Annotated in this window: 11 protein-coding genes and 1 pseudogene; 11 read left to right on the top strand and 1 reads right to left on the bottom strand. The window is 67.9% G+C overall.

The features are described 5' to 3' along the window. The 3 genes and pseudogenes from ACFDTH_RS15275 to ACFDTH_RS15265 form a co-directional block, all read left to right on the top strand. A pseudogene (locus tag ACFDTH_RS15275) lies at nt 1-509 on the top strand (transcription termination factor Rho); the annotation flags it as partial. A gap of 112 nt (nt 510-621) precedes the next feature. Next, nucleotides 622-1,695, top strand: coding sequence for an alpha/beta fold hydrolase (locus tag ACFDTH_RS15270; RefSeq protein WP_375288419.1), 1,074 nt, complete (start codon nt 622-624; stop codon nt 1,693-1,695). Between the two features lie 108 nt (nt 1,696-1,803). Beyond that, nucleotides 1,804-2,529 carry a YjbE family putative metal transport protein gene (locus ACFDTH_RS15265; protein ID WP_375288418.1) on the top strand — a complete coding sequence of 242 codons (726 nt, stop codon included), beginning with the start codon at nt 1,804-1,806 and terminating at the stop codon, nt 2,527-2,529. A gap of 43 nt (nt 2,530-2,572) precedes the next feature. Here the strand turns inward: ACFDTH_RS15265 and ACFDTH_RS15260 are convergent, their stop codons facing one another. Then, nucleotides 2,573-3,271, bottom strand: a complete 699-nt coding sequence (locus ACFDTH_RS15260) for a dienelactone hydrolase family protein (RefSeq protein WP_375288417.1) — start codon at nt 3,269-3,271, stop codon at nt 2,573-2,575. A gap of 77 nt (nt 3,272-3,348) precedes the next feature. Here ACFDTH_RS15260 and ACFDTH_RS15255 point away from each other — a divergent pair, with 77 nt between their 5' ends. The 8 genes from ACFDTH_RS15255 to tolQ are packed head-to-tail and all read left to right on the top strand — an operon-like array spanning nt 3,349 to nt 10,132. Then, nucleotides 3,349-3,618 carry a DUF6489 family protein gene (locus ACFDTH_RS15255; protein WP_375288416.1) on the top strand — a complete coding sequence of 90 codons (270 nt, stop codon included), beginning with the start codon at nt 3,349-3,351 and terminating at the stop codon, nt 3,616-3,618. Next, nucleotides 3,615-4,883, top strand: coding sequence for a tRNA uridine-5-carboxymethylaminomethyl(34) synthesis GTPase MnmE (gene mnmE / locus ACFDTH_RS15250; protein WP_375288415.1), 1,269 nt, complete (start codon nt 3,615-3,617; stop codon nt 4,881-4,883). The genes ACFDTH_RS15255 and mnmE overlap by 4 nt, the downstream gene beginning before the upstream one ends. 58 nt (nt 4,884-4,941) lie before the next feature. Further along, nucleotides 4,942-6,681, top strand: coding sequence for a tRNA uridine-5-carboxymethylaminomethyl(34) synthesis enzyme MnmG (mnmG, locus tag ACFDTH_RS15245; RefSeq protein WP_375288414.1), 1,740 nt, complete (start codon nt 4,942-4,944; stop codon nt 6,679-6,681). After that, nucleotides 6,678-7,277: a 16S rRNA (guanine(527)-N(7))-methyltransferase RsmG gene (gene rsmG / locus ACFDTH_RS15240; protein ID WP_375288413.1), complete on the top strand. Its 600-nt coding sequence runs from the start codon at nt 6,678-6,680 to the stop codon at nt 7,275-7,277. The genes mnmG and rsmG overlap by 4 nt, the downstream gene beginning before the upstream one ends. Continuing rightward, nucleotides 7,274-8,053: a ParA family protein gene (locus ACFDTH_RS15235; RefSeq protein ID WP_375288412.1), complete on the top strand. Its 780-nt coding sequence runs from the start codon at nt 7,274-7,276 to the stop codon at nt 8,051-8,053. Before rsmG ends, ACFDTH_RS15235 begins: the two co-directional genes overlap by 4 nt. Further along, the gene (locus ACFDTH_RS15230; RefSeq protein ID WP_375288411.1) at nt 8,050-8,934 is read left to right on the top strand and encodes a ParB/RepB/Spo0J family partition protein; all 885 of its coding nucleotides are present in this window, start codon (nt 8,050-8,052) and stop codon (nt 8,932-8,934) included. Before ACFDTH_RS15235 ends, ACFDTH_RS15230 begins: the two co-directional genes overlap by 4 nt. A 56-nt stretch (nt 8,935-8,990) precedes the next feature. Beyond that, on the top strand, nt 8,991-9,443 hold the full coding sequence (gene ybgC / locus ACFDTH_RS15225) for a tol-pal system-associated acyl-CoA thioesterase (RefSeq protein WP_375288410.1): 453 nt from the start codon (nt 8,991-8,993) through the stop codon (nt 9,441-9,443). Further along, the gene (gene tolQ / locus ACFDTH_RS15220; RefSeq protein ID WP_375288409.1) at nt 9,440-10,132 is read left to right on the top strand and encodes a protein TolQ; all 693 of its coding nucleotides are present in this window, start codon (nt 9,440-9,442) and stop codon (nt 10,130-10,132) included. The genes ybgC and tolQ overlap by 4 nt, the downstream gene beginning before the upstream one ends. The last annotated feature ends 35 nt before the right edge of the window (nt 10,133-10,167 follow it).

Here is a 10,167-nt window from a genome sequence, read left to right as displayed (position 1 = left end):
CCAAGCGGCTGGTCGAGCACAAGAAGGATGTGGTGATCCTGCTCGACAACATCACCCGCCTGGGTCGCGCCTACAACACGGTGGTGCCGTCTTCGGGCAAGGTGCTGACCGGCGGTGTCGACGCCAATGCGCTGCAGCGTCCCAAGCGCTTCTTCGGCGCGGCGCGCAACATCGAGGAGGGCGGGTCGCTGACGATCATCTCGACCTCGCTGATCGACACCGGCAGCCGCATGGACGAGGTGATCTTCGAAGAGTTCAAGGGCACCGGCAACGCCGAGATCGTGCTGGACCGCAAGGTCGCGGACAAGCGCATCTTCCCGGCGATCGACGTGGGCAAGAGCGGCACCCGCAAGGAGGAGCTGCTGGTCGAGAAGGACAAGCTGTCCAAGATGTGGGTCCTGCGTCGCATCCTGATGCAGATGGGCACCGTCGATGCGATGGAGTTCCTGCTGGGCAAGATGAAGGATTCGAAGACGAACGAGGACTTCTTCGGGAGTATGAATCAATAGCCGAATGCGGCCTGCCGCGTGCCGCGGCAGGACTCGCACCGGCGCGGCCGGCGGGCTACAAGCCCGTCCGACGACGCGGCTTCGCCGCGGCGCTGCCGTAAGGGGACAGGGCATGAGGCGGACGCTGGTGGCTCTGGCAGCTTTCCTCCTCACCGCCGCCGCACCCCCGCCCGACCCCTATCAGCCGGGCTGCGAGATCCTCACCGGGCTCCACCGCATCGTCACGCCGCGCGGCGTCCAGGAGACCTTCGAGGCGACGCTGGGTGGTGCGCGGCAGGTGGTCAACGTCCGCGGTGCGGACCGCGACAACCCGATCCTCCTGTTCATCCACGGCGGCCCCGGCGCGGTGGAGATGCCCTTCGCCTGGACCTTCCAGCGGCCGTGGGAGGACTTTTTCACCGTCGTCCAGTACGACCAGCGCGGGGCAGGGCGGTCCTATCTGCTCAGCGACCCCAAGGCGCTGGCGCCGACGCTGACGATCGACCGTTATCGCGACGACGCGATCGAGCTGATCGACCTGCTTCGCAAGCGCTATGGCAAGCGTAAGGTGGTGCTGGTCGGGCACAGCTGGGGTTCGGTGGTCGGCCTGTCGGTCGCGGCGAAGCGGCCGGATTTGCTCTACGCTTATGTCGGTATGGGCCAGTATGTCGATCCGGCCGGCGGCGAGCGCGCGAGCTACGACTGGACGCTCGCGCAGGCGCGCCGGGAGGGCAATGCCGAGGCGATCCGCGACCTCGAAGCGCTGGAGCCCTATCCGGGCGATTTCGCGATCGAGAGGATCGACGGCGAGCGCAAATGGGCGGTCCATTATGGCGGGCTGTTCGCGCACCGCAGCGACGGGCAATTCTACTTCGATGCGGCGCGGATCTCGCCAGAATACACGCCGGCGCACCGCAAGGCCTGGGGCGAGGGCAGCGCCTATACCGTCAAGATCGTCGAGCCACAGCTCGCCAAGCTGACATTCACAACCCTCAAGCGGCTCGACTGCCCGGTGTTCATGTTCGTCGGGCGGCATGACTGGCTCGTGCCCGCCCGGATCACCGCCGACTGGCTGGCGCAGGTGCAGGCGCCCCGCAAGCGCACGATCTGGTTCGAGAATTCGGCCCACATGATGATGGTGGAGGAACCGGGGCGGACGCTCGCGGCTTTGCTGGAGCACGTCCGGCCGCTCGCCACGGAGCACTGAACAGGCTGCGACTGTAACGAACCATGTCTGATGAGACCGGAGTGGCCCCGCATCTGGCCCGTCATCGTTCGGTCGTCTAGGCAACACCTTTTACCGTTCGGAGCTGCCATGTTACTCGCCGCCCTTGCCCAGGCTGCAGCCTCGATCCAGGGGCCGGGATCACCCGCCGAGATCTGGCAGCATATCGTCGCGGACTTCTCCAACCTGTCCGATCCTGCCGCGCTGGCGGCATTCGGATCGGTGCTGATGATCGATCTGGTGCTGGCGGGCGACAACGCCATCGTTGTCGGCGCCTTGGCGGCGGGCCTCCCCGCCGACCAGCGCAAGAAGGTGATCCTGATCGGCATCGGCGCGGCGCTGGCGCTGCGCATTGCCTTCGCGCTGATCGTCACCTGGCTGATGGGCATCGTCGGTCTAATCTTCGCCGGCGGGCTGCTGCTGCTGTGGGTCAGCTGGAAATTCTGGCGCGAGATCCGCAGCGGGGGCCATGCCGCGGACGAGGCGAACACGGCCGAGCAATCGGGTCTTGCGCCGGCCAAGAGCTTCGCCAGCGCCGCTTGGGCGGTTGCGGTCGCGGACGTGTCGATGAGCCTCGACAACGTGCTGGCGGTGGCCGGTGCGGCGCGCGAGCATCCCGGCATTCTCGTCGTCGGCCTGCTGCTGTCGGTAGCGCTGATGGGGCTCGCCGCCAACTTCATCGCGCGGATCATCGATCGCTATCGCTGGATCGCCTATATCGGCCTGGTGGTGATCCTGTTCGTCGCCTGCCGCATGATCTACGAGGGCTGGGTGGGCACGCCCGAGACGCAGGGGCTGATCTCGCTGTTCGCCTGACCTACGCGGCATCCTCGCACGAGTGCGAGGATGCCGGTGGTGTTCAGCCCAGGTTCGTCGCGAAGAATGCCATGGTTCGTTCATCGGCCAGGTCCGCCGCCTCGGGCGAGCGGCGATCGCCGATCTCCGTGGCGAAGCCATGGTCCTCGCCGGGATAGTCGTGCAGCGTCACCTTGGCGTGGTCATCGAGCCCGGCATGCATCTTCGCCTGCGTGTCCGCATCGACGAAATGGTCAGCACCGGCGATATGGAGCATGACAGGATGAGCGATGGCATGCGCCTCGCGCAGCAGGTCCGGGATGCCGACGGGATAATAGCCGACGCTGGCGTTCACGTCGGTGCGCGCCGCGGTCATGAAGGCGAGCCGCCCGCCCAGGCAATAGCCGACGCAGCCGACCTTGCCGCCCTCCGGCAGCTGCGCTCGGGCGTAGCGAATAGTCGCCTCGATGTCGGCGACGCCCTTGTCCTGATCGAAACTCGGCATGGTATCGAGCGCCTGCTGCATCTGCTCTGGCACGTCCGGGTCGAGCTCGATGCGCGGCTGGATGCGCCAGAACAGGTCCGGTGCGATCACCAGATAGCCCGCCTCGGCCAGCCGGTCGCACTTCCGGCGGATGCCCGGGTTCACCCCGAAAATCTCCTGGATGACGATGATCGCCGCCGTGGGCGTGCCCGCCGGATCGGCGCGATAGGCGTCGAAGCTTGCGCCACCATCGAGCGTGTCGATCTGGACGAAGGTCATGCAGGTCTCCTGTGTTGGGATCGGTGCCACGATGCCGCCGTTGCCACGATGGTGTGACCGGGGGCATACGGGCGTTGATGCTAGGTCGCACCGCGCGGCCGCTCAAGGGAAACGGGCTGATGAAGGTCAATGTCGAGCTGGACTGCACGCCGGAAGAGATGCGCCGCCTGTTCGGCCTGCCCGATCTCGCGCCGTTGCACGAGCGCTACATGAACGCGCTGGGCAGTTCCATGGAGGGCGGCATCAAGCCCGAAACCGTCGAGGCGCTGGTGAAGAACTGGGCGCCGATGGGCGAGGCGGGAATGCAGCTGTGGCGGCGGATGATGGAGGCGAATAAGCCGAAGTGATCGACACGATTGCGGCCGTCTCCTCCGGGCGGCCTCCTGCTGCGATTGCGGTGCTGCGGGTCAGCGGCCCTAAGGCGGAAGAGGTGGCGAGGGCCCTCGCAGGGCAATTGCCGGAGCCCCGACGGGCGTCGATGCGCACGTTGCGCGACGCGGCGGGGGCGGCGCTGGACCAGGCTCTGGTGCTTTGGTTTCCGGGCCCGCGCACCGCGACGGGCGAAAACCTGCTCGAACTGCACCTTCACGGTGGCCGGGCGGTGATTGCCGCAGTGGAGCGCGCCGTGCTCGCAGTGGCGGGCGTGCGTGTCGCCAAGGCTGGGGAGTTCACGCGGCGGGCGCTGCTGAACGGCAGGATCGATCTTGCCCAGGCAGAAGGTCTGGCGGACCTGCTCGCCGCAGAGACAGAGGCGCAACGGCGAGCGGCGCTGGCGGTGGCGGAGGGCGGCCTCAGCCGTGCCGTCGCCGGGTGGCTGGACCGGCTTGTCGGCATGCGCGCGCTGGTCGAGGCGATGATCGACCATGACGATGAGGACGATGTCGGCGATCACCACGCCGCCGTGCAGGCAACGCTCTCGGCACTCTCGGCCGAGCTTGCCGAAGCCTTGGCGCGACCGACGGTCGAGCGGGCGAGCCAGGGCATCCGCGTCGTGCTCGCCGGTCCGCCCAATACTGGCAAGTCGTCGCTGTTCAATGCGCTGGTCGGTCGCGATGCGGCCATCGTGACCCCAATCGCGGGCACCACCCGCGATCGGATCGAGGCAGTGGTCCATCGCAATGGCACCACCTTTACGCTCGTCGACACCGCCGGCCTCAACGACACCACCGAGGATGTCGTCGAGCTGATGGGAATCGTGCGGAGTCGGAGTGCGATGGCGTCCGCCGATCTCTTGCTTTGGCTGGGCGAATCCGATCTGCCGGATGGTGCGGTCGCGATCCACAGCCGCAGCGATCTGCCCGACCGGGCCGAGGTACCCGCGGGTGCCTTGGCGGCTTCGATTCACGATCCGGCCTCGATCGAGCAGGTATGGGCAGTAATCGCCCGTCGTACGGCCGAACTGATCCCGGCGCCCGAATCGTACCTTCTCCACGAGGTGCAACGAGCGTTGGTCGCGGAGGCAGCCGACGATCTCGCCGATCGCTCGTCCGATCTGCTGGTCCGTGCGGAGTCCTTACGGCGCGCCTCTCGCGCCTTGGCCCGCATCGTCGGTGTGGACGAAACCGAGGCGGTCCTCGATCGGCTTTTCGCGCGATTCTGCATCGGCAAATGAGAGTGTTCCACGTGGAACAGCTTTGACCCGGGCGGGCTGGCCGGGTAGCGGCGCGCGCGTGTATGACGTGATCATTGTAGGGGGCGGCCATGCTGGCGCCGAGGCGGCGCTGGCCGCGGCGCGCCGCGGCGCGCAGGTCGCGCTCGTGACCTTCGACCCGATGCGCACCGGCGCCATGTCGTGCAATCCATCAATCGGCGGAATCGGCAAGGGACATCTGGTTCGCGAAGTCGATGCGCTGGACGGGCTGATGGCCCGTGCTGCGGATGCTGCGGCGATCCACTATCGGATGCTCAACCGGTCCAAGGGAGCAGCAGTTCGGGGCCCGCGCATCCAGGCCGACCGCCGGCTATACGCCGCCGCCGTGCAAGCGGCCTTGCGGCATCCCGCGATCGCTTCGATCACCGGTGAGGCGACTGCCCTGATCGTCGAGAACGGATCGATCGCGGGCTTGACGGTCGGCGATCGCCGCATTCCGACAAAGGCAGTCGTGCTCGCCACCGGCACCTTTCTGGGGGCCGCGATGTTCCGCGGCGAGGAGCGGCTCGCCGGCGGCCGTATCGGCGAGGCGGCCGCGCTGCCGCTTGCCGGGCAGCTTCGCGAAGCGCTGCCGATGGCGCGGCTCAAGACCGGAACTCCGCCCCGGCTCGACGGTCGCACGATCGACTGGGCGCGGTTGGACCGCCAGCCCTCGGATGTCGAACCGTGGACGATGGCGTCGATCACGCCGGCGCGCCGTAACCCGCAACTCGCCTGTGCGGTGACGCGGACCAACGCCGCGACCCACGACATCATCCGCGGCGGCCTTGATCGTTCGCCGATGTTCAGTGGTGCGATCGGGGCGGGCGGGCCACGCTACTGCCCATCGATCGAGGACAAGATCCACCGCTTCGGCGATCGGGACGGCCATCAGATCTTCCTGGAGCCCGAGGGTCTGGACGATGCCACTGTCTACCCGAACGGCATCTCAACCTCGCTGCCCACCGATGTGCAGGCGGCGATGATCGCCTCGATCGCAGGGCTGGAGCGCTGCCGGATCAGCATGCCGGGCTATGCGGTCGAATATGATCATGCCGATCCGCGCGCGCTCGATATCACATTGGCCGCGATAGACCTGCCCGGCCTCTACCTCGCTGGGCAGATCAACGGCACAACGGGTTATGAGGAAGCGGCGGCGCAGGGGCTGGTGGCGGGTGCGAATGCCGCGGCGCATGCCCGCGGGCTGGCGCCGCTCCGGCTGGATCGGGCGAGCAGCTACATCGGGGTGATGCTCGACGACCTGACCGTACAGGGAGTGAGCGAGCCCTATCGGATGCTCACTGCACGGTCGGAATACCGACTGGCGCTGCGCGCCGACAATGCGGAGGAACGGCTCACGCCGGTTGCGATCGAGGTCGGTCTGGCAAGTGACGCACGCATTCGCCACTTCGACGCGCGGCAGAGTGCGCGCGCGCGGGTTGCGGCGCGACTTGCCCCATCGGCGGTGGCGATTGCAGCGGGCGAGTCGCCCGCATTGCCGGACGATTGCGACATGGCCCTGTGGGACAGTGGCATCGAGGACCTGCGCTACGCGCCGTATGTCGCCCGCCAGGCGGACGAGGTTGCGCAGTTGCGGAACGCCGCAAGGGTGCGACTTGCACCGGACCTCGACTTTGCGGCGGTGCCCGGTCTGTCGATCGAGATGAGGCAGCGGCTGTCCGACGCGCGCCCGGCTACGATCGATGAGGCATCGCGGGTACGCGGCGTCAGCCCGGCGGCGGTGAGTGCCTTGTGGCTCCATGTCCGGAAATCGGGATGAGCGCGAGAGAGCAAGCGGCGGCGATCGCGGGCGCTGCGCTGCCGCGCCTCGACCGCTATGTCGAGTTGCTGTTGGAAGAGAACCAGCGGCAGAATCTGATCTCCCGGGGGAGCGAGGCGGACGTGTGGTCGCGCCACATCCTGGACTCGCTCCAGCTCGCCACCTTTGCCCGGCCGGGCGACTCGACCTGGGTGGATATCGGCTCCGGCCCCGGCCTACCCGGACTGGTGCTCGCCACGCTCGATCGCTGGCAGATGGTGCTGGTCGAACCACGACCGCTGCGCACCGCCTTCCTGATGCGGGTAATCGAGGCGCTCGGCCTGTCCAACGTGGAGGTCCACACCGCCAAGGCGCAGCAGGTTTCGGCGCGCGCAGACCTGATCACCGCGCGCGCCGTCGCATCCCTCACCGATCTTTTCGCGATGACCCGGCAAATGGCGCATCGAGAGACGCGTTATGTGCTGCCGAAGGGGCGAACCGCCACCGCTGACGTTGATCTGGCGAAACGTACATGGCAGGGTCTGTTTCACGTGGAACAGAGCCTCACCGACCCCGACGCCGGGATCGTCGTCGCAGACCGGATACGCGCCAGATGATCCGCATCGCCGTTGCCAACCAGAAGGGTGGGGTGGGGAAGACCACCTCGGCCATCAACCTCGCCACCGCTTTGGCCGCGACCGACCATCGTGTGCTGCTGATCGACCTCGATCCGCAGGGCAATGCCTCGACCGGGCTGGGGGTGGCACGCGATGCGCGGAAGAAATCGAGCTACGACATCCTGATCGACGGCGCCGACGTGGTCGATTGCTTTGTGGCGTCGGGGGTGCCCAACCTCGACATCGTTCCTGCCACCGTCGACCTATCCGGCGCCGAGATCGAACTGGTCGAGATCGAGGCCCGCACGCACCGGCTCCACCTCGCGCTGGAACGCTGCGACGCGCGATGGGATATCCTGCTGATCGACTGCCCGCCCTCCTTGGGCTTGCTGACGATCAACGCGATGGTCGCCGCCGATTCGCTGCTGGTGCCGCTGCAATGCGAGTTCTTCGCGCTGGAGGGATTGAGCCAGCTGCTCAGCACCGTCGAGCGCATCCGCGCGCGGTTCAACCCGTCACTGTCGATCCTCGGCGTGGCGCTGACCATGTACGATCGCCGCAACCGCCTGACCGACCAGGTCGCGCGCGACGTGCGTGCGGTGCTGGGGCAGGTGGTGTTCGAGACGGTGATCCCGCGCAACGTCCGCCTTTCCGAAGCCCCCAGTCACGGATTGCCCGCCCTGATCTACGACCACCGCTGCCTCGGCTCCGAAGCCTATATGGCGCTCGCGCGCGAACTGATGGGCCGGCTGCCCGTACAGAAGGTGGCTGCGTGAGCGAGGCGACGCGGCGCGTGCGTCCCGGCCTCGGGCGCGGCCTCGGCGCCCTGCTCGGCGAGGTTGCGCCCATCGAGCGCACCGCCGATGCGCCTCCGCCCGGCGTCCACACCGTGCCGGTCGGCGCGCTGACCCCGCACCCGCATCAGCCGCGTCGCCGCTTCGACGAGACCGCCTTGGACGAGCTCGCCGCCTCGATCGGCGCGCAGGGTATCATCCAGCCGATCGTCGTGCGCGCGCACGGCCATGGCTATCAGATCGTCGCCGGCGAGCGCCGCTGGCGCGCCGCGCAGCGCGCCGGTCTCGACGAAGTGCCCGTGGTGATCCGCGACTTCAGCGATTCCGAGACGCTGCAGATCGCGCTGGTCGAGAACATCCAGCGGCAGGACCTCAACGCGATCGAGGAGGCGCAGGCCTATCGCCGGCTGCTCGGCGAGTTCGGCCACACGCAGGAGGCGCTCGCCAAGGTCGTCCACAAGTCGCGCAGCCACGTCGCCAACCTGCTGCGCCTGCTCGATTTGCCCGAGCCGGTGCAGGCGAGGGTGGTGGAGGGCACGCTCTCGATGGGCCACGCGCGAGCGCTGATCGGTTCGCCCGATCCGGATGCGTTGGCGGAGCAGGTCGTTCACCGCGGCCTGTCGGTCCGCCAGACCGAGCGGATGGCGCAGGCGCGCAAGCCCGCCGCGCGCACCCGCACCGCCGCCGCGCCCGTGGTCGCCGACCCCGACATCGCCGCGTTGGAGGAGCAGCTCGCCGATCTGCTCGGCCTCAAGGTCCGCATCGCGCTCGACGCGAACGGCGCGGGCACGCTGACGCTCAACTATGCCAGTGCCGACCAGCTCGACATGCTCTGCCAGCGGCTGACCGGCGGCGGGATCTGAGCGCTTCCGTTCGGCGACCCTTCCCGTTGCAGTCCCGTTCGGTTAACAGCCCGGCAATGCCGGACCTTGCCCCGCCTTCGGGACGCATCGACGATGGCCTCCACCTCTTCCCGGTCCGCGTCTATTTCGAGGACACGGATCTGTCGGGCGTCGTCTACCACGCCAACTACCTGCGCTTCATGGAGCGGGCGCGCAGCGACATGCTGCGGCTTGCCGGCATCGACCAGCGCGCTACTTTCGACGCCACCGGCGCGGCGTACGTGGTCGCCGAGCTGGCGATCCGCTATCGTGCGCCGGCCAGGCTGGACGATGCGCTGACCGTCACCAGTCGCGTGACCGACGTCCGCGCCGCCAGTGTCACCATTCAGCAGACAGTCAGCCGCGACACGCTCATTCTTGCCGAGGCCGATGTGGTCGCGGCATGGGTGAAGGACGGCCGGCCGCGACGGCAACCGGCCGAGTGGATCGCGAGTTTCCGAATGCTCATCCAGCCAGGGGAGAGGCCTTGAACCCGTTCTTCAACACCGATGCGGCGACATTGTCGCCGGTCGCGCTGTTCCTCCAGGCCGATGTGGTCGTGAAGGTGGTGATGCTGGGGCTGCTGCTCGCCAGCGTCTGGACCTGGGCGATCGTGTTCAGCTTCTGGCGCAAGATCGGCAAAACGCGGCGGGAGGGCGAGGCGTTCGAGCGCGACTTCTGGAAGGCGGACGATATCGACGCCTTCTTCAAGACCCGCGGCGACCAGGACCTGCCCACCGCGCGCGTCTTTGCCGCGGGCGTGTCCGAGTGGCGACGCTCCACCCAAGGAGCCGGCATCGACCGTGCCGGCACGCGCGAGCGGCTGGCGACCACCATGGGTGCGGCGGTGGCGAACGAGATCGACAAACTGTCGGATCGGCTCAACATCCTAGCGACGGTCGGCGCGGTCGCGCCCTTCGTGGGGCTGTTCGGCACCGTCTGGGGGATCATGCGCGCCTTCACCGGCATCGCGAGCGCGCAGAACACGTCGCTGGCGGTGGTGGCGCCCGGCATCGCCGAGGCGTTGTTCGCCACCGCGATCGGGCTGTTTGCGGCCATTCCGGCGGTGATCGCCTACAATCGCTTCAGCCACGGCATCAACCGTATCGAGGCGCGGCTCAACCGCTTCGCCGATGGCTTCCACGCCACGTTGAGCCGCCAGCTGGATCGCGAGCGGTGAGGGCGCGCTGTGAAATCCTCCCCTATAAGGGGAGG

It is taken from the genome of Sphingomonas sp. (genome assembly GCF_042096255.1).
Classification (GTDB): domain Bacteria; phylum Pseudomonadota; class Alphaproteobacteria; order Sphingomonadales; family Sphingomonadaceae; genus Sphingomonas.
Note: the sequence above shows the minus strand (reverse complement) of the source record. Positions and strands in the feature narration are given on the sequence as shown.

Coding starts and splice junctions, on each gene's coding strand:
- ACFDTH_RS15270 (WP_375288419.1), top strand. CDS start 622: ATGAGGCGGACGCTGGTGGCTCTGGCAGCTTTCCTCCTCACCGCCGCC.
- ACFDTH_RS15265 (WP_375288418.1), top strand. CDS start 1,804: ATGTTACTCGCCGCCCTTGCCCAGGCTGCAGCCTCGATCCAGGGGCCG.
- ACFDTH_RS15260 (WP_375288417.1), bottom strand. CDS start 3,271: ATGACCTTCGTCCAGATCGACACGCTCGATGGTGGCGCAAGCTTCGAC.
- ACFDTH_RS15255 (WP_375288416.1), top strand. CDS start 3,349: ATGCTAGGTCGCACCGCGCGGCCGCTCAAGGGAAACGGGCTGATGAAG.
- rsmG (WP_375288413.1), top strand. CDS start 6,678: ATGAGCGCGAGAGAGCAAGCGGCGGCGATCGCGGGCGCTGCGCTGCCG.
- ACFDTH_RS15235 (WP_375288412.1), top strand. CDS start 7,274: ATGATCCGCATCGCCGTTGCCAACCAGAAGGGTGGGGTGGGGAAGACC.
- ybgC (WP_375288410.1), top strand. CDS start 8,991: ATGCCGGACCTTGCCCCGCCTTCGGGACGCATCGACGATGGCCTCCAC.